Origin of the sequence: Pseudomonas persica (assembly GCF_900291015.1) — a bacterium.
GTDB lineage: Bacteria > Pseudomonadota > Gammaproteobacteria > Pseudomonadales > Pseudomonadaceae > Aquipseudomonas.
The window spans coordinates 292,001-311,408 of the sequence record NZ_OLKL01000051.1 but is presented as its reverse complement, the minus strand read 5'-3'; the positions used below and the strand labels follow the sequence as shown (position 1 = coordinate 311,408).

The 19,408-nt window shown below is 64.0% G+C and carries 18 protein-coding genes and 1 pseudogene; 9 read left to right on the top strand and 10 right to left on the bottom strand.

From position 1 onward, the window contains the following. Positions 1-190: 190 nt before the first annotated feature. Positions 191-520, top strand: a complete 330-nt coding sequence (gene sutA, locus FQ664_RS25290; RefSeq protein ID WP_144175710.1) for a transcriptional regulator SutA — start codon at positions 191-193, stop codon at positions 518-520. Positions 521-698: 178 nt separating this feature from the next. Here the strand turns inward: sutA and FQ664_RS25285 are convergent, their stop codons facing one another. The 6 genes from FQ664_RS25285 to lptM are packed head-to-tail and all read right to left on the bottom strand — an operon-like array spanning position 699 to position 5,321. After that, positions 699-1,394 (bottom strand): HAD family hydrolase, encoded by a 696-nt coding sequence (locus FQ664_RS25285; RefSeq protein ID WP_144175709.1) that lies wholly within the window; start codon positions 1,392-1,394, stop codon positions 699-701. Further along, positions 1,391-2,290, bottom strand: a complete 900-nt coding sequence (gene xerC, locus FQ664_RS25280) for a tyrosine recombinase XerC (RefSeq protein ID WP_144175707.1) — start codon at positions 2,288-2,290, stop codon at positions 1,391-1,393. Before xerC ends, FQ664_RS25285 begins: the two co-directional genes overlap by 4 nt. Beyond that, positions 2,290-3,000 (bottom strand): DUF484 family protein, encoded by a 711-nt coding sequence (locus FQ664_RS25275; RefSeq protein WP_144175705.1) that lies wholly within the window; start codon positions 2,998-3,000, stop codon positions 2,290-2,292. Before FQ664_RS25275 ends, xerC begins: the two co-directional genes overlap by 1 nt. A 13-nt stretch (positions 3,001-3,013) precedes the next feature. Further along, positions 3,014-3,844 (bottom strand): diaminopimelate epimerase, encoded by an 831-nt coding sequence (gene dapF / locus FQ664_RS25270; protein ID WP_144175699.1) that lies wholly within the window; start codon positions 3,842-3,844, stop codon positions 3,014-3,016. A 4-nt stretch (positions 3,845-3,848) separates the two neighbouring features. Further along, positions 3,849-5,096 (bottom strand): diaminopimelate decarboxylase, encoded by a 1,248-nt coding sequence (lysA, locus tag FQ664_RS25265; RefSeq protein ID WP_144175698.1) that lies wholly within the window; start codon positions 5,094-5,096, stop codon positions 3,849-3,851. A 9-nt stretch (positions 5,097-5,105) separates the two neighbouring features. Further along, positions 5,106-5,321, bottom strand: a complete 216-nt coding sequence (gene lptM, locus FQ664_RS25260; protein ID WP_004375542.1) for an LPS translocon maturation chaperone LptM — start codon at positions 5,319-5,321, stop codon at positions 5,106-5,108. Between the two features lie 251 nt (positions 5,322-5,572). Between lptM and cyaY the strand changes: the two genes are divergently transcribed. The 3 genes from cyaY (at position 5,573) to rnk (ending at position 6,688) form a co-directional block, all read left to right on the top strand. Then, the gene (cyaY, locus tag FQ664_RS25255; RefSeq protein ID WP_004375540.1) at positions 5,573-5,905 is read left to right on the top strand and encodes an iron donor protein CyaY; all 333 of its coding nucleotides are present in this window, start codon (positions 5,573-5,575) and stop codon (positions 5,903-5,905) included. Position 5,906: 1 nt separating this feature from the next. Further along, positions 5,907-6,131 (top strand): DUF1289 domain-containing protein, encoded by a 225-nt coding sequence (locus FQ664_RS25250; protein WP_013974742.1) that lies wholly within the window; start codon positions 5,907-5,909, stop codon positions 6,129-6,131. A 146-nt stretch (positions 6,132-6,277) separates the two neighbouring features. Then, positions 6,278-6,688 (top strand): nucleoside diphosphate kinase regulator, encoded by a 411-nt coding sequence (rnk, locus tag FQ664_RS25245; protein ID WP_087500868.1) that lies wholly within the window; start codon positions 6,278-6,280, stop codon positions 6,686-6,688. A 256-nt stretch (positions 6,689-6,944) separates the two neighbouring features. Here the strand turns inward: rnk and FQ664_RS25240 are convergent, their stop codons facing one another. Next, on the bottom strand, positions 6,945-9,794 hold the full coding sequence (locus FQ664_RS25240; protein ID WP_144175696.1) for a class I adenylate cyclase: 2,850 nt from the start codon (positions 9,792-9,794) through the stop codon (positions 6,945-6,947). Between the two features lie 172 nt (positions 9,795-9,966). On the opposite strand from FQ664_RS25240, the gene FQ664_RS25235 reads away from it, so the two are divergent. After that, on the top strand, positions 9,967-10,419 hold the full coding sequence (locus FQ664_RS25235; protein WP_144175695.1) for a YaiI/YqxD family protein: 453 nt from the start codon (positions 9,967-9,969) through the stop codon (positions 10,417-10,419). 127 nt (positions 10,420-10,546) lie between these two features. Here the strand turns inward: FQ664_RS25235 and elbB are convergent, their stop codons facing one another. Next, positions 10,547-11,215: an isoprenoid biosynthesis glyoxalase ElbB gene (elbB, locus tag FQ664_RS25230; RefSeq protein ID WP_144175694.1), complete on the bottom strand. Its 669-nt coding sequence runs from the start codon at positions 11,213-11,215 to the stop codon at positions 10,547-10,549. A 112-nt stretch (positions 11,216-11,327) separates the two neighbouring features. On the opposite strand from elbB, the pseudogene FQ664_RS27965 reads away from it, so the two are divergent. After that, positions 11,328-11,954 (top strand): annotated as a pseudogene (locus FQ664_RS27965) (sterol desaturase family protein); the annotation flags it as partial. Positions 11,955-12,455: 501 nt separating this feature from the next. Here the strand turns inward: FQ664_RS27965 and FQ664_RS25220 are convergent. Further along, complete coding sequence (locus FQ664_RS25220) at positions 12,456-13,100, bottom strand: DedA family protein (RefSeq protein WP_178091051.1); 645 nt, start codon at positions 13,098-13,100, stop codon at positions 12,456-12,458. 213 nt (positions 13,101-13,313) lie between these two features. Between FQ664_RS25220 and ppk1 the strand changes: the two genes are divergently transcribed. Continuing rightward, on the top strand, positions 13,314-15,569 hold the full coding sequence (ppk1, locus tag FQ664_RS25215) for a polyphosphate kinase 1 (RefSeq protein WP_144175692.1): 2,256 nt from the start codon (positions 13,314-13,316) through the stop codon (positions 15,567-15,569). Here ppk1 and ppx read toward each other — a convergent pair. Then, positions 15,556-17,058, bottom strand: coding sequence for an exopolyphosphatase (ppx, locus tag FQ664_RS25210; RefSeq protein WP_144175691.1), 1,503 nt, complete (start codon positions 17,056-17,058; stop codon positions 15,556-15,558). The genes ppk1 and ppx overlap by 14 nt on opposite strands. A 256-nt stretch (positions 17,059-17,314) precedes the next feature. Between ppx and trxA the strand changes: the two genes are divergently transcribed. Together trxA and rho are read left to right on the top strand one after the other, a co-directional pair. After that, on the top strand, positions 17,315-17,641 hold the full coding sequence (trxA, locus tag FQ664_RS25205; RefSeq protein ID WP_056794137.1) for a thioredoxin TrxA: 327 nt from the start codon (positions 17,315-17,317) through the stop codon (positions 17,639-17,641). A 327-nt stretch (positions 17,642-17,968) separates the two neighbouring features. Beyond that, positions 17,969-19,228 (top strand): transcription termination factor Rho, encoded by a 1,260-nt coding sequence (gene rho, locus FQ664_RS25200; RefSeq protein ID WP_003253661.1) that lies wholly within the window; start codon positions 17,969-17,971, stop codon positions 19,226-19,228. Positions 19,229-19,408 lie beyond the last annotated feature (180 nt).

Genomic DNA, 19,408 nt, shown 5'->3' with positions numbered 1-19,408 from the left:
GCCAGCAGGGGCTAAAGGATTTGTCAGGTCGTGCCAGGAGCAGGGCCTGCCGGGTGCCGCCTCCCATCAGGAGCGCCGACCCATGGGCAGTGGCCTAACCCACGGCCAGTTGAATTTTCACTGGTGGCTGCCGGTCTACGGCTGCACTGGTCTATAACTAACCTGCTTTTCGCAAGTCATGAGGTAGAACATGAGCGACGACGATCTGGAAAATGATGACCTCGAAGTAGGTGACGAAGACGAGGGCGATGAAGGCCTCGAAGCGGCAGCTGATGACGTTGCCGAAGACGCTGGTGATGACGACAGCAGTCCGGCACCCGTTGCCAAGGGCAAATCCAAGGCGGCGGTCTCGGTAGACGAGATGCCGAGCATGGAAACCAAGCAGAAGGAGCGTGACGCCCTGGCCAAGGCCATGGAAGAGTTCCTCGCTCGCGGTGGCAAGGTTCAGGAAGTCGAGGCCAACGTGGTCGCCGACCCGCCCAAGAAGCCGGACAACAAGTACGGCAGCCGCCCTATCTGAGTGGCTGATCGAAAAAAAAGCCCGCCGTCGCTGCGGGCTTTTTTGTGTCGGTTTTGTGTCGCCTGTACCGGCCTATTCGCGGGTAAACCCGCTCCCACAGGGACGGCGCAGGACCTGAGGGCAGTGGTGAACTTGTGGGAGCGGGTTTACCCGCGAATGAGCCGCGAAGCGGCCCCTGTCAGCGCCAGCGCGTGAGGATGTCGGGCAACTGCGACAGGCGCTGGATCTCGGCATCCGGCGCCTGTTCGCCTACCCAGGCCTTGCCCTGCGGGTTGAACCACACCGCCCGCAGCCCGGCACGCTGGGCGCCGGCGATGTCATCGCCCGGGTGGTCACCGATGTGCACCGCCGCGCTGGCCTCCACTTCGCCGCGGCGCAGGGCTTCCAGGAACGGCGCCGGGTCCGGCTTGCCGATGCCGAGGTCCTCGGCACACAGGGCAAAACGGAAGTAGTCTGCCAGCCCCAGCCGGCTCACGTCGGCATTGCCGTTGGTGACCACGCCCAGGGTGTAGTGGTGGCGCAGGATCTCCAGCACCGGCTGCACCTCCGGGAAAATCTCCACCTGGTGGCGGGCATGCAGGAATATTTCGAAACCTTCGTTGGCCAGCTCCTGCGCATGCTTTTCGCTGTAGCCGACTTCTTCCAGGGCGTGAAACAGCACCCGTCGGCGCAGCGCACTGATGCGGTGCTTCAGGCCGGGCTCGGCCTGCACCAGGCGTTCGCGGATGGCGAACAGGTGTTCCACCGGCACGCCGCCAAGGATCGGGGCGTTGGCTTCGAGCCAGTCGCGCAGCACGACTTCCGCGCTGGCAATCACCGGCGCGGTATCCCACAGGGTGTCGTCGAGGTCGAAGGTAATCAGCTTGATGCTCATGATTCTGTGCCTTTGCTGCGTTTGGCCCGAGGGTGGGCGCTGTCGTACACCGCGGCCAGGTGCTGGAAGTCCAGGTGGGTGTAGATCTGCGTGGTGCCGATGTCGGCATGGCCGAGCATCTCCTGCACCGCGCGCAGGTCCTGGGACGATTCCAGCACATGGCTGGCGAAGGAATGGCGAAGCATGTGCGGGTGCAGGTGCTGGCCCAGCTCGCGCTCACCGGCCGCCTTCACCCGTTGCTGAACGGCCCGTGGGCTGATGCGGTTGCCCTGGCGGGTGATGAACACCGCGCGGTCGCGCGGGTTGCCGATGCCGCGCAGGCGGTACCAGGCCTGCAAGGCCTCGCGGGCCTTGCGGCCAACCGGCAGCACACGGGCCTTGCCGCCTTTGCCCAGCACCTGCACCAGGCCGGCGGCGAGGTCAAGGTGATCGAGGTCGAGGTTGGTCAGCTCGGACAGGCGCAGGCCTGACGAGTAGAACAGTTCGAGGATGGCCTGGTCGCGTCTGGCGATAAAATCATCGTCGACACCGCCATCAAGCAGTTGCAGGGCGCGGTCGGTGTCCAGCACCTTGGGCAGCCGGCGTTCGCCCTTGGGCGCGCTCAGGCCGCTGGCCGGGTCGTGCTGGCACAGGCCTTCACGGTTGAGGTAGCGGTACAGGCCACGCACCGCCGACAACAGCCGCGCCAGGCTGCGCGAGGACTGGCCATGGTGATGCTGGCGAGCGATCAGCTGGCGCAGCTGCTGGATCTGCAGCGCCTGCCAACCGGCAATGCCGTGTTCCTTGCAGTAGGCGACGACCTTGTCGAGGTCGCGACGGTAGCCCAGCAGGGTGTGCTCGGACACCTGGCGCTCGTTGCGCAGGTGTGCGCAATAAGCCTCCAGTTGGCGTTCCATCAGCGTACCGGGCGCAGGGTCTGGGTAACGCGGGGCACAACGCGGCCAAGTACTTCGGCGATGTAGCCGAGGAACAGGGTGCCGACGCTGCTCTTGTAGTGTTGCGGGTCGCGGCTGCCGATCGCCAGCACCCCGTGCAGGCCCTGGTATTCCAGGGCAGCCACGGCGCTCGAGCCCACTTCCCGGCGCTGTTCCTCACCGAACAGGAAGGCCAGCTCGTGTTCGCGCAGGTTGCCGCTGACCGTCTTGCCGCCGCCCAGCAGGGCACCGATGGCCTGCTGGGCTTCGGCGTTGCTCACCCAGCGCCCGACCGGCGCGACGTTTTCGCCGAACAGGATCAGGCTGACGAAGGGCACCTGGAATTCCTGGCGCAGGCTGTCTTCGACCGCCATCACCACTTCTTCCAGGCTGCCGGCGTCGAGCAGGTCGAGGATCAGCCGGCGGGTCTTGTCGAACAGCCGATCGTTGTCGCGGGCCACGTCCATCAGTTGCGAAAGGCGGTGGCGCATCTCGATGTTGCGATCGCGCAGCAGCTTGAGCTGGCGCTCCACCAGCGACACGCTGTCGCCACGCTGGTGGGGGATGCGCTGTTCGAGCAGCAGCTCGTCATGCTCGGCGAAGAAGGTGGGGTGGGCGCGCAGGTAGGCGACCACCGCTTCGGCATCGAGCTCGGCGGACTGCGGGGGTACAACCTGGGGCTGATCGGTCATGGCGGTTACTCGCTTAGAGACGAACCTGTCCTTCGTAGACGCGTACGGCCGGGCCGGTCATCAGCACGGGCTTGCCGGGGCCGGCCCATTCGATGTGCAGGCGGCCACCGGGCAGGTCGAGGGATACCGGGGAGTCCATCCAGCCCTGGCTGATCGCCGCCACGGCGGCGGCGCAGGCGCCGGTGCCACAGGCCTGGGTTTCGCCCGCACCGCGTTCCCACACGCGCAGGTTGGCGCGGTGGCGGTCGATGACCTGGAGGAAGCCGGCATTCACCCGCTGCGGGAAGCGTGGGTGGTTCTCGATCTTCGGGCCCAGCTGGTGCACGGGGGCGCTACGCACGTCGTCGACACGCAGCACGGCATGCGGATTACCCATGGACACGGCGGCAATCGAATGCACCTGGCCGTCGACTTCCAGTGGGTAGTTCAGCGCCTGCGCGTCGGCGACGAAGGGGATTTCGGCAGGGATGAAGCGCGGTGGCCCCATGTCGACACTGATCTGGCCGTCGTTCTGCACGTCCAGTTCGATGATGCCGCTCTTGGTTTCCACGCGGATGCGCTTTTTCGCGGTCAGGCGCTTGTCCAGCACGAAGCGGGCGAAGCAGCGCGCACCGTTGCCGCACTGCTCGACCTCGGAGCCGTCGGCGTTGAAGATGCGGTAGCGGAAGTCCACTTCCGGGTTGTTCGGCGCCTCGACGATCAGCAACTGGTCGAAGCCGATGCCGGTGTGGCGGTCACCCCATTGCTTGGCGTGCTTGGGCTGGATGTGCGCGTGCTGGCTGACCAGGTCGAGGACCATGAAGTCGTTGCCCAGCCCATGCATCTTGGTAAAACGCAGCAGCATGGGCTTACTCCGGCAGCAGGCTTTCGCCAGCGTACAATTCGGCGATGGTCTCGCGGCGGCGTACTTCGAAGGCCTGGTCGCCGTCGACCAGGATTTCAGCGCAACGGCCACGGGTGTTGTAGTTGGAGCTCATGACAAAACCATAGGCGCCAGCGGACTGTACGGCCAGCAGGTCACCTTCGGCCAGGTTCAGCACGCGGTCCTTGCCGAGGAAGTCGCCAGTCTCGCAGATCGGCCCGACCAGGTCGTAGGCACGGCCTTCGCCTGTGCGAGGCTTGACCGCGCTGACACCCATCCAGGCCTGGTACAGGGCCGGGCGGATCAGGTCGTTCATCGCCGCATCGATGATGGCGAAGTCCTTGTGTTCGGTGTGCTTGAGGTATTCCACGCGGGTCAGCAGGACGCCGGCGTTGGCCACGATGTAGCGGCCCGGCTCGAACACCAGGGCCAGGTCGCGGTCGCCGAGGCGCTCGCGGATGGCCTTGATGTAGTCGGCCACCAGCGGCGGCTCCTCATCGCGGTAACGCACGCCGACACCGCCACCCAGGTCCAGGTGGCGCAGGTGGATGCCGCACTCTGCCAGGCGGTCGACCAGTACCAGCAGGCGGTCGAGGGCATCGAGGAAAGGCTCGACGGTGGTCAGCTGCGAACCAATGTGGCAGTCGACACCGACCACTTCCAGGTTCGGCAACTGCGCGGCGCGCACGTAGATGGCCTCGGCGTCGGCGATGGCGATGCCGAACTTGTTTTCTTTAAGGCCCGTGGAGATGTACGGGTGGGTGCCGGCGTCGACGTCCGGGTTGACCCGCAGCGAGACCGGGGCAACCTTGCCCATCTCGGCGGCCACCACCTGCAGGCGCTCCAGCTCGTCGGTGGATTCGACGTTGAAGCAGTGCACGCCGACTTCCAGGGCACGGCGCATGTCGTCGCGGGTTTTGCCGACGCCGGAGAACACCACGCGGTCGGCACGGCCGCCAGCGGCCAGCACGCGCTCCAGCTCACCGCCGGAGACGATGTCGAAGCCTGCGCCCAGGCGCGCCAGCACGTTCAGCACGCCGAGGTTGGAGTTGGCCTTGACCGCGAAGCACACCAGGTGCTCGGTGCCTTGCAGGGCGTCGGCGTAGCTACGGTACTGGGCCTCGATGTGGGCGCGTGAATATACGTAGGTCGGGGTGCCGTAGCGTTCGGCGATGGCCGACAGGCCCACGCCTTCCGCGAACAGCTCACCGTCGCGGTAGTTGAAAGCGTTCATCTGGTTTCCTTACTGCGCTGGCGACTGCTCGGGCTCGGACTGCAGCTCGGGCTGCTGTTCCTGCGTCGGGGCCGGCTTGGCTTTGGGCTGGTACTGGTGCGACTTGTGGCTGGCCTTGCCGTCCTTGCCGTCTTCAGGCAGGTACAGCGGGCCTTTCTGGCCGCAGGCCGAAACGAGGCAGGCAACAGCGACCAGCGCCGCGAGGGAGGAAATCAGGCGCTTCATGGGTGAAATCCTTAGAAATATGCAGTATTTCGCCCGAGTATACCGAGCGACCGACGGCTTGCCTATGCAAGGGCCGGCCCGCCGGGCGGGCTATTCTTAGCGCCTGCAAGGGGCCTTTCCCGCTCCCACAGGTACTGCGCTGGCTTCAAGTTCATGCCAGGGAAGGTAACGGCTAAACCTTTGCATTCGGCGGCAAGCGGCCGTATCTTGCCGGGCTTGCCTGTAACGCAGCCAATTTCGAGGTTCCTGCAATGAGTTTGAGTGAAGCGCGTTTCCATGATCTGGTCGACGCGACCCAACAGGCCCTGGAAGACCTGTTCGACGAGAGCGGCCTGGACCTGGACATGGAGAACTCCGCTGGCGTCCTGACCATCAAGTTCGACAATGGCAGCACGCTGATCTTCAGCCGCCAGGAGCCGCTGCGCCAGCTGTGGCTGGCCGACCGTTCCGGCGGTTTCCACTTCGACTACGACGAAGAGAGCGGCAAGTGGGTGTGCGAGAAGAGCGAGGAGCTGCTGGGCGAAATGCTCGAGCGCATCGTCTGGGAGCGGGCCGGCGAGAAGCTGGACTTCGACGAGATCTGACATGAGCAGCACCCAGGCTCGTCCGCCCAAACCGCTCTACAGCAATGTCAGCCCCGCCGTGCCGTCGCCGTGCATCAGCGTTTGCCGGCTGGACGAACAGCGGGTCTGCACGGGTTGCCACCGGCATGTCGAGCACATTCGCGAATGGCGTTCGGCCGATGACGAACGGCGCCGGCAGATTTGCCGCGAGGCCCAGGCCCTGCGCGACCAGGCTAAGGCACACTGATCGCAGGGGCTTGAGTATTTACCCGGCTGTGGTAACGTCGGGGTCTGCGTCGGTGACGCCATAGCCTTCACAAACCCCGCCCTTGGGCGGGGTTTTGCTTTATCTGCACGACGAAAACCGCCTGTTCAAAGGAGTCTGACTGGATCATGAGCACCAAGCCTTCCCTCATCCTCACCCGATTGGACGTACAACGTCTGGAGCGTCTGATCGACAGCCTCGACGAGAGTACGCCGGGTGTGCTCGCCCTGATGGGCGAGCTGGACCGCGCCGAGCAGGTTGTCGGTCACGAGGAAGTTCCGGCTGGCGTGGTGACCATGAACTCGCGCGTGCACTGCCGTGAGGAAGCCAGCGGCAAGGACTACCACCTGACCCTGGTGTACCCGAAGGATGCCGGGCCGGAAGGCAAGGTCTCGATCCTGGCGCCGATTGGTTGCGCTTTGCTGGGGCTGTCGGTGGGCGAGCAGATCGACTGGCCGGCACCGGGGGGCAAGACCCTCAAGCTGAAGTTGCTGGAAGTGGAATACCAGCCGGAAGCGGCGGGCGATTTCGACCTGTAGGACCACGCAGGCATTCACAAGCCCATGGCGGACCCTGTGGGAGCGGGTGAACCCGCTCTCATAGAACTGAATTAGCAGGGCCCCTGTGGGAGCGGCTTTAGCCGCGAACACCGGCGCAGCCGGTGCCATGCACCGCGTTGGATTCTTCGCGGCTAAAGCCGCTCCCACAGGATGCACGGACCGCTTGCGAATTCAGTTCTCTATGCGACAGCGCAGCCCAAAGGGCTGGGCCAGCTCCCACAGATACTGTACTGGGTCACTCGCCCCGAACCTGCTCCAACCCCTCATTCAAAGCCTGCTCCAGCTCCCGCTTGTAGCGCAGGTACACCTGCGTCGAGCCCAGCCGGTCATCCAGCAACTCGGACAAATCCAGGTCGGTGATGTAGCAGCGGTACTGCCCGGCGCCATGCCGCTGGCCGATGATCTGCCGGGCGACCACCGCATACAGCTGCTCACCATGCTCCAGTTCGGAAAACTCCTGCTGGTCGCAATACAGCGTCACATGCGCCGCGCCCGCCACCCCGGCCTGGATGATCGCCTGCACCTCATAGTAAGGCTGGTCGCTACCCTCGACCGGTGTCAGGCGTGGCTCGATGCTGCGCGCCTTGCCTGGCCCGGAAGGCAACAATTGCGCGTAGTGGATGTCCAGTGAGGCCGCGCGCTGGGTGTCCAGCGGTAGCCGGGCATCGCGGCGCATCACCACCGAGCGCAAAAAGCGTTGCAGCGGCAACAGCAGGTGGGCTTCGTCGTGCAGGGGCAGGCGTTGCTGCCACAGGGCGTTGTATTCATCCAGCACATACAGCTCGGCCCAGCCACCCTGCAAGCGGTAGAACACCTGGATGCAGGCCGGCCGGCCCTGCTCCAGCACCAGGCGCAGGTCGTGGTCCTGCAAAGCGTTGGCATCCAGGTACAGCGGGCTGTAGGCGCTACGCTCTTCGCCCAGGTGCTCCAGCAGCGCGTCGTGCTCGGCCAGGGTGGTCAGGCCGACATGCCCGGCCAGCAGCTGCAGCACATGGGTGTGCTGGGCCACCTGCAGCAGGTAGCGGTGGTTCAGGCCCTGGTCCAGCAGCAATTGCACGGTGTCGAAAATTTCCTCCACACGTTGGCCGATGGCCTGGGCGCGGCTCTGGCAGAAGCAGCGTACCCGCAGCCTCGGCCGGTGGCCGCGCAGCACGGGGCTGTTGAGGAAGTCGCGCAGGCAGCGCACCAGCGCGTGCTCGCCGTCATAGCGCTGGACCAGTACCTCGTTCCAGCTGTTGAGGGTGACCTGGTCCAGGGTCAGGACCAGGTTCTCGCGCACGCCTGCATAGCTCAACGAGTCGGTGCGCTCGGTGGTCATCAGGATGTTCAGGTCGCGGTGGTGACGCAGCGGGTCGATGGCGACGTTGACCAGCAGCAGTACTTCGTCGGCAACGCTGGGTTGCAACAGGCGCACTTCGCTGACGGTCGGCAAGGGCAGGGGGATGCTCTGCTGCAGGCAGCCGACCAGGTTGAACAGCTCGAATTCGCTGAGGTCGCTGACACCCGGGTGCAGCGCCAGGCGTGTGCTGCTGTCGATCACTCCGTTGCGATGGGCCCAGGTCAGCAGTTCGAGCAACTCGCGGCAGCGCTTGAGCGGGCTGAAGTGGTCCACCTCATGGGGGCTCAGGTTGCCGGTGTACAGCTCCCAGTGGTGGCTGCCGGGCTCCTTGCGGTTGGGCGCCTGGACCAGGGTCAGGGTATCTTCGGCCAGGTCCGGGGCGATACCAGGGTTGATCACTTCGACCTTGCCGGCGCGGCGCTCGAAGGCCGCGTAAAGACGCCGGCCCAGCACATTGAGATCGCGCTGGTCGGCGCGGCTGCTGGCGTTCTGGGAACGGGCGAACTGGCTGAGGAAGCGGTAGCTGTGGTTCAGTTCGGCCACCAGTTCACGGCGTTCGACAGCAACTTGCTGCACTTTCCATTGGCTGCGGCTGTCCAGCAGGGCCAGCTGGCGCGCGTCCCAGCCCCACTCGTCGGCCAGGCGCTGCAACAGCCGGCGTTGCCAGCCATTGGCCCGGGCCGGGTCGCTGAGCTTCTTGTTCACCTTCAGGTACAGGCTGCGCCGCACCAGCTCCAGGCGCGCGGGCTCGCCACGCTGCAGCAGGTAGCGCTCGATGCGCCGGTACACCATCACGTACGGGTCCAGCTCGTCGAGGTCGAGCTGGTTGGTGAACACTGCCTGCTTGTAGTCCAGGCTCAGGCAGCGTACGGCGGGGTGTTCGCTGGCATAGGCCTCGGTCAGCAGCAGCTTGAGCAGCGACTTGTAGGGCGAATCGATGCCTTTGAACAGTTGCCACAAGCCGGCGCCGATGAACTCGCCCGGCGGGATGTGCGCCAGGTTGCCGAGATCGAGAGCGTCCTGGCTGCGGATGAAGCGCTTGGACAGCAGGGTCTGGGTGTAGGCGTGGTAATGGTGTTCCTGGTAGACCGGCACCAGCCACCACAGCGGCGTGCGCCCGGCCAGCCAGATGGTGGTGCGGTAGAATTCGTCCAGCAGCAGGTAGTGCTGGGTGGTGCCGCAGTCGTCGGAGCCAAGCTGGCCCTCGCGTTGGCCCTGGGCGAAGCCTTGCGTGTCGATCAGGAAGAAGTGCGCCTCGGCACCCAGGCTTTGCGCCCACGCCTCCAGCAGTTGGCACTTGCGGCGCAGTTCGCCCAGCAACTCGTCGGCCAGGCCGGGCGCATGGCACACCCACAGGTCCATGTCGCTGTGCTCGGCCTGGGCCAGCGAGCCCAGGCTGCCCATCAGGAACAGGCCGTGGATCGACCGAGGCGGATTGCCATGGCGGGCCTTGTAGGTGAACGAGCGCGCCAGGCGCTGGGCTTCGGCTACCAGGTCGGCACTTGGTTCGTAGCCCGATACACCAGCAGGGGTGCTGCCGGAGACATAGCCCGGCAGTAGCGGGTGGTTCACATGAAACAGCAGCGGCAGCAGCGTCAGCACCTGTTGCTGGCGCGTCGACAGCCCCTCCAGGGCCCGCTGCAGCCGGCCCTGGTTGAGCTGCAGAAAGCGCGCACGCAATGTCGCCAGGACCTTGCGGTCGATACCTTCATCCAGGTCGGGGCGGATTTCGTGGGGGTGGTTCATTGCGCACTCGGGCAGGCCAGCGGAGCTGTGGCGAGTTTAGCCTGAGTGGCGGGGGTGGATAAGCGGCAATTGAAATATTGGCGCCATTTTCCCAGCGCATGTGAGCGGTTGCTCCAGCTTTCGCTGCGCTTGAGGCATGATGGGTGCCTCAAGCTGATTGTGAGGTTTTCCGATGCGTGTGTGGATCGATGCCGACGCCTGCCCCAAGGCGGCCAAGGATCTGATCGTCAAGTTCGCCATCAAGCGCAAGTTCGAGGTGGTGATGGTGGCGGGCCAGGCTGTAGCCAAACCGGCGTTCGCGATCGTGCGCCTGATCGTGGTGCCCAGTGGCATGGATGCGGCCGACGATTACCTGGTGGAGCACGCCGTGCCCGGCGAGCTGGTGATCTGCAGTGACGTACCGTTGGCCGACCGCCTGGTGAAAAAGGGCGTGGCGGCGCTGGACCCGCGTGGGCGCGAGTTCGACGAGCGCAACATGGGCGACCGCCTGGCGGCGCGCAACCTGTTCACCGAGCTGCGCGAGCAGGGCCAGGTGGGGGGGGGGCAGGCGCCTTATGGCGAGCGCGAGAAGCAGGCGTTTGCCAATGCGCTGGACCGGATCATTGCCCGTCTCTCCAAACCCTGAAGCGGGGCTGCTTTGCAGCCCATCGCCGGCAAGCCAGCTCCCACCTCGACCGCATCGGCCTCAAGCCATGCGCTATCCCTGTGGGAGCTGGCTTGCCGGCGATGGCCTGTGCAGCGGGCCCAAGGATTTACTGGTCACCCTCGTGGGTCAGCTCCAGCACCCGGTCCACCAGCTTGTAGATGCCGCCGGCTGCTTCGCTGATCGACTTGGCCTCCATGTACGCCGGGGTGGTTACCAGTTTGCGCTGGGTGTCTTCGACAATGTCGTGCACATCGCATTCTTCATGGGTAGCACCCATCTTCGTCACGGCCGCCGCAGTGCCGGCGTCGGTACCGATGGTGCAGACCACGCCCGGCCCATAGATCTTCGCTGCCAGCGCTGGCGAGATGCAGATCAGGCCAACCGGCTTGCAGGCGTCGGCAAAGGCTTCAGCCAGGGCCAGCACGTCCGGGTGGACGCTGCAGTTGGCGCCTTCCACGGCAAAGTTGGACAGGTTCTTCGCCGCTCCGAAACCGCCCGGCACGATCAGCGCATCGAAGTCTTCGGCCTTGGCTTCGCGGATGTCCTTGACCTCACCGCGGGCAATACGCGCCGATTCCACCAGCACATTGCGCGACTCGGGCATTTCCTCGCCGGTCAGGTGGTTGATCACATGCATCTGCGCAATGTCCGGCGCGAAGCACTGCACCTGCGCACCACGCTGGTCGAGGCGCAGCAGGGTGATCACGCTTTCGTGGATTTCGGCGCCGTCATACACGCCACAGCCGGAAAGAATCACCGCTACTTTTTTTGTCATGCTTTTTACTCCAGTGTCGAGGCGCTAAATGTCCTCTAGTTTGGCAGATGTAGCCATAGGGATTCCCGCAAGCGCGGCCTAATCTTGGCGGATAACGTCTGAGGTCGTACCCATGGACCTGATCCTGCTGGCCGTGCCGTTCTTCTTCGTGCTGATTGCCGTCGAGCTGGTGGCTGACCGCGTACGTGGCCAGCGCAACTTCACCCTGGCCGACTCGATCAACAGCCTCAGCACCGGCGCGCTGTCGACCAGTACCGGGTTGCTGACCAAAGGGGTAGGGCTGCTGACCTATGCCCTGGCGTTCGAGCATATGGCGCTGCTGCGCCTGCCGCCGCAGGCCTGGTGGGTGTGGCTGCTGGCGTTTGTCCTGTACGACTTCTGCTACTACTGGTTGCACCGTCTGGGCCACGAGCGCAACGTGCTGTGGGCTGCACACTCGGTGCATCACCAGAGCGAGGAGTACAACCTCACCACGGCGCTGCGCCAGACCAGCAGCGGGTTCATCTTTTCGTGGCTGTTCTACCTGCCGCTGGCGTTGCTCGGTGTGCCGCCGCTGGTATTCATCACGGTGGCGTCGCTCAACCTGCTGTACCAGTTCTGGGTACATACCCGGCACATTCCCAAGCTGGGCTGGCTCGAGTGGGTGTTGATCACGCCATCCAACCATCGCGTCCACCATGCGCAAAATCCTGCTTATTTGGATCGCAATTACGGCGGCGTGTTCATTCTCTGGGATCGTCTGTTCGGCACCTTCAAAGAGGAGGACCCGGCCGAGCCGGTGGTGTTCGGGGTGACCACTCCGCTGGCCAGCTGGAACCCGCTGTGGGCCAATCTGCAGTTCTATGCCCAGCTTTGGCACGATGCCCGGCGTGCTGGCAGCCTGTGGGACAAGCTGCGCATCTGGTTCATGCCCACCGGTTGGCGCCCGGCCGATGTGGCCACGCGCTACCCGCACGCCAGCCAGGACCTGGCGTTGTTTCGCAAATTCGAGGTTGCCCTGGGCCGCGCGCAGCAGGCCTATGTGGCGGCGCAATTCGTGGTTTACGTGGCGCTGGGCAGCTATCTGATGGAGGTGGCCGAGCGCGTGCCAACCGCCGCACTGATGCTCGGCTGGGCGCTGATGGCGTTTGGCTTGTTCGTGCTGGGCGCGCTGCTGGAGAACCGGCCATGGGCCGTGCGCCTGGAGCTGGTACGGCTGCTGGCGAACGCGCCAGCGCTGTACCTGGCCGGGGCACTGGGCTTAGCGGTGGTCGTGCCGCTGGCCTGGTTCCTGCTCGTGGCTTACAGCCTGTTCAGCCTTTGGGGCCTGGGGCATGCCCGCCGCCTTGCGCTCCGCGCGCAACGTGCGGAAGCGCCGGCGCAGCCACAGCAGGCCACCCAGCGCCAGCAGGCCACCGAGCACCCATAGCTCGTAGCGTTTCACGTTGCCCAGCAGGCCTTCGAGGATGGCGCCGAAGTGATACGCGGCCGCGCCCAGGGCCACGGCCCAGATGGCCGCGCCGATACCGTTCAGCAGCAGGTAGCGGCGTGGCGGGTAGCCGGACAGCCCAATGGCCACCGGCATGACCGTACGCAGGCCATAGACGAAACGGAAACTCAGTACCCAGATGTCGGGGTGGCGACGGATGTGGTCCAGCGCCCGGTCACCCATCGCCTGCCAGCGTGGTTTGCGTGCCAGAATCCTGCGCCCGTGGCGACGGCCCATGAAGTACCACAGTTGGTCGCCGGCATAGCTGCCGAAAAACGCCACCAGGCACACCAGGTTGATGTCCATGTAACCGCGGAACGCAAGGAATCCCGCAAGCACCAGGATGGTCTCGCCTTCGAAGAAGGTGCCTAGAAAAAGGGCGAAGTAGCCGAAATCCTGCAGGAATTGTTGAAGCATTTTCTGAGGTGCTGGCGAAATGAACGCGAAGCCTACCCCTTCGCGCGCGTTCGTGAAAGTGTCCAAATGTGTCTCGACATGAACAATTCCTGCTCGGAGAATGCCAGAAGCCACGCGCCATGGCTTGCCCTGGCGTGTAACACAGGCGTCATAATGGGCGCTTATCTTGCCGCTCAATTGATGATAGGGCGTTAACGTCCTCAGGAACGCCAGATGAATAATGAAGTGCTAACCCCTGTCGCGATCAAGGATGCTCAGGCGCTCCCCAAAGAGATGGTGCAGACCCCGCCAGACCTGCCGCCGGCACCCGTGCCTGCCGTGGAACCGGTGGCAGAGCCTGCGGCTCCGGCTCCGGCGCCTGCACCGGCCCCGGCCCCGGCGATCATCGTCCCAGGCCTGGACGACAGCAGCCTGTACATTCATCGCGAACTCTCACAGCTGCAGTTCAATATCCGTGTGCTGGAACAGGCGCTGGACGAGAACTACCCGCTGCTCGAACGCCTCAAGTTCCTGTTGATCTTCTCCAGCAACCTCGACGAGTTCTTCGAGATCCGCGTCGCCGGCCTGAAGAAGCAGATCAACTTCGCCCGTGAACAGGCCGGAGCCGATGGCCTGCAGCCGCACCAGGCGCTGGCGCGCATCAGCGACCTGGTGCACAGCGAAGTGGAGCGCCAGTACGCGATCCTCAACGACGTGCTGCTGCCCGAGCTGGAAAAGCACCATATCCGCTTCATCCGCCGCCGGTACTGGACACCCAAGCTCAAGAGCTGGGTGCGCCGCTACTTCCGCGACGAGATCGCCCCGATCATCACCCCGATCGGCCTCGACCCGACCCACCCGTTCCCGCTGCTGGTGAACAAGAGCCTCAACTTCATCGTCGAGCTCGAGGGTGTCGACGCCTTCGGCCGCGATTCGGGCCTGGCGATCATTCCCGCCCCGCGCCTGCTGCCGCGGGTCATCCGGGTGCCGGAGGATGTGGGTGGCCCAGGCGCCAACTACGTGTTCCTGTCGTCGATGATCCACGCGCACGCCGACGACCTGTTCCAGGGCATGAAGGTGAAGGGCTGCTACCAGTTCCGCCTGACCCGTAACGCCGACCTGGCGCTGGACTCCGAAGAGGTTGACGACCTGGCCCGTGCCCTGCGCGGCGAGCTGTTCTCGCGCCGTTACGGTGACGCCGTGCGCCTGGAAGTGGCCGACACCTGCCCGAAACACCTGTCGGATTATCTGCTCAAGCAGTTCAGCCTCAGCGAAAGCGAGCTGTACCAGGTCAACGGCCCGGTCAACCTTACCCGCCTGTTCAGCATCACCGGCCTGGACAGCCACCCCGAGCTGCAGTACACGCCGTTCACCCCGGCCATCCCCAAACTGCTGCAGAACGCCGACAACATCTTCAGCGTGATCGGCAAGCAGGACATCCTGCTGATGCACCCGTTCGAGTCCTTCACCCCGGTGATCGACCTGCTGCGCCAGGCTGCCAAGGACCCGCACGTGCTTGCCGTGCGCCAGACCCTGTACCGTTCCGGGGCCAACTCGGAAATCGTCGACGCGCTGGTGGATGCGGCACGCAACGGCAAGGAGGTCACCGCGGTGATCGAGCTGCGGGCGCGCTTCGACGAAGAGTCCAACCTGCAGATGGCCAGCCGCCTGCAGGCCGCCGGCGCAGTGGTGATCTATGGTGTGGTCGGGTTCAAGACCCACGCCAAGATGATGCTGATCCTGCGCCGCGAGCAGGGCGAGATCGTGCGCTATGCGCACCTGGGCACCGGCAACTACCACGCCGGCAACGCCCGCCTGTACACCGACTACAGCCTGCTGACCTCTGACGACGCCCTCACCGAGGACGTCGGCAAGCTGTTCAGCCAGCTGATCGGCATGGGCAAGACCCTGCGCATGAAGAAACTGCTGCACGCGCCGTTCACCCTGAAGAAGGGCATGCTCGACATGATCGCGCGGGAAACCCAGTTCGCCCTCGAAGGCAAGCCGGCGCATATCATTGCCAAGTTCAACTCGCTGACTGACGCCAAGGTCATCAAGGCGTTGTACAAGGCCAGCCAGTCAGGCGTGAAGATCGATCTGGTGGTGCGTGGCATGTGTTGCCTGCGCCCAGGCATTCCAGGGGTTTCGCACAACATCCAGGTGCGCTCGATCATCGGCCGCTTCCTCGAGCACACGCGGGTGTTCTACTTCCTCAATGGCGGCGAGGAGCAAATCTACCTGTCCAGTGCCGACTGGATGGAGCGCAACCTCGACAAGCGCGTCGAGACCTGCTTCCCGGTGGAAGGCAAGAAGCTGTTGCTGCGGGTGAAGAAGGAGCTGGAAGGCTACCTGACCGACAACACCCACGCCTGGACCCTGCAGCCGGACGGGCGCTATGTGCGCAGTACGCCGACCGGCAACCAGAACCCGCGCAGTGCCCAGGCGACCCTGCTGGAGCGCCTGAGCAACCCGGTCCTCAACGTACGCTGAGGACAAAGCCGACCCGGGCCAGCCACTCCGCCTCGTTGGCGAAGTCGGCCTGGGTCAGCTGGTTCTGTTCCAGCCAGCCCTCAGGGAAGGCCACATCGAGGCTGCTGTCGGCAGCCTTGAGCTCGACCTTCGGCATCTGCTGGTTGCCACGGATGTGGTGGAACAGGATGGCGAAGCGCAGCAGCACGCACAGGCGCAGCAGCTTGACCCCTTCCTCACCCAGTTCGGCGATCTTGTCCTTGGGGATGTTGCGGCGGTGGCCGCGCACCAGCAAGGCCATCATCTGCTGGTCCTCGCGGGAAAAGCCCGACAGGTCGGAGTGCTCGATCAGGTAGGCGCCGTGCTTGTGGTAGTGGTAGTGGGCGATATCCAGGCCGATTTCGTGCACTTTCGCCGCCCAGCCCAGCAGATCGCGCCAGTTCCCGTCTTTGAGGTCCCACGCGTCGGCCACCTGGTCGAAGGCGTGCAAGGCCTTGCGCTCGACCCGCGCGGCCTGGCCCTGGTCCACGTGGTAGCGTTCCATCAGCGAGTTCAGGGTGCGTTCGCGCACGTCTTCGTGGTGGTGGCGGCCGAGCAGGTCGAACAGCACGCCTTCGCGCAGGGCACCGTCGCAGTGGTCCATGCGCTGCAGTTCCAGGGCATCGAAGATCGCTTCGAGAATCGCCAGGCCCGCCGGGAAGATGGTGCGGCGGTCCGGCTTGACGCCTTCGAAGTCGATCTTGTCGACCTCACCCAGCTTGAACAGCTTGCGCTTGACCCACGCCAGCCCCTCGGCGTTGACCTCGCCATTGCCCAGGCCGCCTGCCTTGATGGCGGCGCCGATGGCACGAATGGTACCGGACGAGCCGATGGCCTCGTCCCAGGTCAGGCGGTGCAGGGCATTCTCGATGCTCATCAGCTCCAGGCGCGCGGCGGTATAGGCCTGGGCGTAGCGGGCCGGGGTGATCTTGCCGTCGCGGAAGTAGCGCTGGGTGAAGCTGACGCAGCCCATTTGCAGGCTTTCGCGCAGCAGCGGCTCGAAGCGCTGGCCGATGATGAATTCGGTACTGCCGCCGCCAATGTCGGCCACCAGGCGCTTGCCGGGGGTGTCGGCCAGGGTGTGCGACACGCCCAGGTAAATCAGGCGCGCTTCTTCACGGCCGGAGATCACCTCGACCGGGTGGCCGAGGATGGCTTCGGCGCGCTGGATGAATTCGTTGCGGTTGCGCGCTTCGCGCAAGGCGTTGGTGCCGACGATGCGCACCGAGCCTGCCGGCATGCCGTTGATCAGCTGGGAAAAACGCTTGAGGCAGTCCAGGCCTCGTTCCATGGCTTCTTCGCTGAGCAGGCGCTCTTCGTCGATGCCGGCGGCCAACTGAACCTTCTCGCCGAGCCGCTCGAGAATGCGGATCTCGGTATGGTGGGCCTTGGCCACGACCATGTGAAAGCTGTTGGAGCCAAGGTCGATGGCGGCGATCAGGGACAGGTTCTTCGCGATGGTATGCGGCATGATCTGGTTGTTCTCGGTCGTTAACCCGGCAATCGTGCCACGATAGCAGGCTATCGCCAACGCGTGACACTCAGCCGTTGTGCTGGCCTTGATGCAAGGCAATGTGCCATTCGATGCTATGACACTTGTATGACGGTTTCGATTCGCGGCGTCTTGCACAACTATAGTTACACTCAATCGTCCGCGACTTCCTGTAGGAGACGGGTGCGGCTATGATGGGCAACGTTTTTTATTGCTTACGACCTTGGAGATTTCCATGAGCGACAAAATCAAACACGTCACCGACGCCAGCTTCGAAGCCGAGGTACTGCAGGCTCAAGGCCCGGTGCTGGTCGACTACTGGGCTGAATGGTGCGGCCCATGCAAGATGATCGCTCCGGTTCTGGACGACATCGCTGCCACCTACGAGGGCAAACTGACCGTCGCCAAGCTGAACATCGACGAGAACCAGGAAACCCCGGCCAAGCACGGCGTGCGCGGTATCCCGACGCTGATGCTGTTCAAGAACGGCAACGTCGAAGCCACCAAGGTCGGCGCCCTGTCCAAATCGCAGCTGGCCGCGTTCCTCGACGCCCACCTGTGATGTGAAAAAGCCCCGCAGATGCGGGGCTTTTTTTGCCCGAAGGGCATGTGGGAGCGGGTTTGCCCGCGAATTCGATGCCGAACCCGCTGCCGCCTTCGCGGGTAAACCCGCTCTCACATGGCATGATTTACCCGGTCAAAACCACTAGACGTCGAAAAAAGCAAGTGTTACATTCGGCCTCGCACTGCTTCTCCAGTGCCCTCTACACGCCGTCGCCGAAGCATCCCTAATTCGAATCAGTACGCGATCCTGTCGCCATCTAGCGGCGCGGCCTCATTAAGCCAGAAGCTTAATTCTCCCTTCTTACATGATTACGTCACTCCCCTTATGAACCTGACTGAACTCAAGCAAAAGCCGATTACCGATCTTTTGGAAATGGCCGAACAGATGGGCATCGAAAACATGGCCCGTTCGCGCAAACAGGACGTGATTTTCGCCCTGCTGAAGAAGCATGCGAAGAGCGGCGAAGAGATCTCGGGTGACGGCGTGCTGGAGATTCTCCAGGATGGTTTCGGTTTCCTGCGTTCGGCTGATGCGTCCTACCTGGCCGGCCCTGACGATATCTACGTCTCGCCCAGCCAGATCCGCCGCTTCAACCTGCGTACCGGCGACACCATCGTCGGCAAGATCCGCCCGCCGAAGGAAGGGGAGCGTTACTTCGCCCTGCTGAAGGTCGACACCATCAACTTCGACCGCCCGGAAAACGCGAAGAACAAGATCCTGTTCGAAAACCTGACGCCGCTGTTCCCGAACAAGCGCCTGAAGATGGAGGCCGGTAACGGCTCCACCGAAGACCTGACCGGCCGCGTCATCGACCTGTGCGCCCCGATCGGCAAAGGCCAGCGTGGCCTGATCGTTGCCCCGCCGAAAGCGGGCAAGACGATCATGCTGCAGAACATCGCGGCCAACATCACCCGCAACAATCCCGAGTGCCACCTGATCGTACTGCTGATCGACGAGCGCCCGGAAGAAGTGACCGAAATGCAGCGCACCGTGCGCGGCGAAGTGGTTGCCTCCACCTTCGACGAGCCGCCAACCCGCCACGTGCAGGTTGCCGAAATGGTGATCGAGAAGGCCAAACGCCTGGTCGAGCACAAGAAGGACGTGGTCATCCTGCTGGACTCCATCACCCGTCTGGCGCGTGCCTACAACACCGTGATCCCGAGCTCGGGCAAGGTACTGACCGGTGGTGTCGACGCCCATGCCCTGGAGAAGCCGAAGCGCTTCTTCGGTGCTGCGCGTAACATCGAGGAAGGCGGTTCGCTGACCATCATCGCCACCGCGCTGGTTGAAACCGGCTCGAAGATGGACGAAGTGATCTACGAAGAGTTCAAGGGCACCGGCAACATGGAGCTGCCGCTGGACCGCCGCATCGCCGAGAAGCGCGTATTCCCGGCCATCAACATCAACCGTTCCGGCACCCGCCGCGAAGAGCTGCTGACCGCCGACGACGAACTGCAGCGCATGTGGATCCTGCGCAAGCTGCTGCACCCGATGGACGAAATCGCCGCCATCGAGTTCCTGGTCGACAAGCTCAAGCAGACCAAGACCAACGACGAGTTCTTCCTGTCGATGAAGCGCAAGTAAGCTTCTTCACCAGGTAATGATTGGGGCTGCTTTGCAGCCCATCGCCGGCAAGCCAGCTACCACAGGTAATGCACAGTTTCTTAAGCTTGTGCGGATTCTGTGGGGGCTGGCTTGCCGGCGATGGGGCGCGAAGCGGCCCCAAGTCATTTTTGGCTATTGAGCACTGAACGGCGCTACACT

What these genes read in the sequence shown, in the direction of transcription:
- sutA (WP_144175710.1), top strand. Translation starts at nt 191, where the DNA reads ATGAGCGACGACGATCTGGAAAATGATGACCTCGAAGTAGGTGACGAA.
- rnk (WP_087500868.1), top strand. Translation starts at nt 6,278, where the DNA reads ATGAGCACCAAGCCTTCCCTCATCCTCACCCGATTGGACGTACAACGT.
- ppk1 (WP_144175692.1), top strand. Translation starts at nt 13,314, where the DNA reads ATGAATAATGAAGTGCTAACCCCTGTCGCGATCAAGGATGCTCAGGCG.
- ppx (WP_144175691.1), bottom strand. Translation starts at nt 17,058, where the DNA reads ATGCCGCATACCATCGCGAAGAACCTGTCCCTGATCGCCGCCATCGAC.
- FQ664_RS25240 (WP_144175696.1), bottom strand. Translation starts at nt 9,794, where the DNA reads ATGAACCACCCCCACGAAATCCGCCCCGACCTGGATGAAGGTATCGAC.
- trxA (WP_056794137.1), top strand. Translation starts at nt 17,315, where the DNA reads ATGAGCGACAAAATCAAACACGTCACCGACGCCAGCTTCGAAGCCGAG.
- lysA (WP_144175698.1), bottom strand. Translation starts at nt 5,096, where the DNA reads ATGAACGCTTTCAACTACCGCGACGGTGAGCTGTTCGCGGAAGGCGTG.
- FQ664_RS25250 (WP_013974742.1), top strand. Translation starts at nt 5,907, where the DNA reads ATGAGCAGCACCCAGGCTCGTCCGCCCAAACCGCTCTACAGCAATGTC.
- FQ664_RS25285 (WP_144175709.1), bottom strand. Translation starts at nt 1,394, where the DNA reads ATGAGCATCAAGCTGATTACCTTCGACCTCGACGACACCCTGTGGGAT.
- dapF (WP_144175699.1), bottom strand. Translation starts at nt 3,844, where the DNA reads ATGCTGCTGCGTTTTACCAAGATGCATGGGCTGGGCAACGACTTCATG.
- xerC (WP_144175707.1), bottom strand. Translation starts at nt 2,290, where the DNA reads ATGGAACGCCAACTGGAGGCTTATTGCGCACACCTGCGCAACGAGCGC.
- elbB (WP_144175694.1), bottom strand. Translation starts at nt 11,215, where the DNA reads ATGACAAAAAAAGTAGCGGTGATTCTTTCCGGCTGTGGCGTGTATGAC.
- rho (WP_003253661.1), top strand. Translation starts at nt 17,969, where the DNA reads ATGAACCTGACTGAACTCAAGCAAAAGCCGATTACCGATCTTTTGGAA.
- lptM (WP_004375542.1), bottom strand. Translation starts at nt 5,321, where the DNA reads ATGAAGCGCCTGATTTCCTCCCTCGCGGCGCTGGTCGCTGTTGCCTGC.
- cyaY (WP_004375540.1), top strand. Translation starts at nt 5,573, where the DNA reads ATGAGTTTGAGTGAAGCGCGTTTCCATGATCTGGTCGACGCGACCCAA.
- FQ664_RS25220 (WP_178091051.1), bottom strand. Translation starts at nt 13,100, where the DNA reads ATGCTTCAACAATTCCTGCAGGATTTCGGCTACTTCGCCCTTTTTCTA.
- FQ664_RS25235 (WP_144175695.1), top strand. Translation starts at nt 9,967, where the DNA reads ATGCGTGTGTGGATCGATGCCGACGCCTGCCCCAAGGCGGCCAAGGAT.
- FQ664_RS25275 (WP_144175705.1), bottom strand. Translation starts at nt 3,000, where the DNA reads ATGACCGATCAGCCCCAGGTTGTACCCCCGCAGTCCGCCGAGCTCGAT.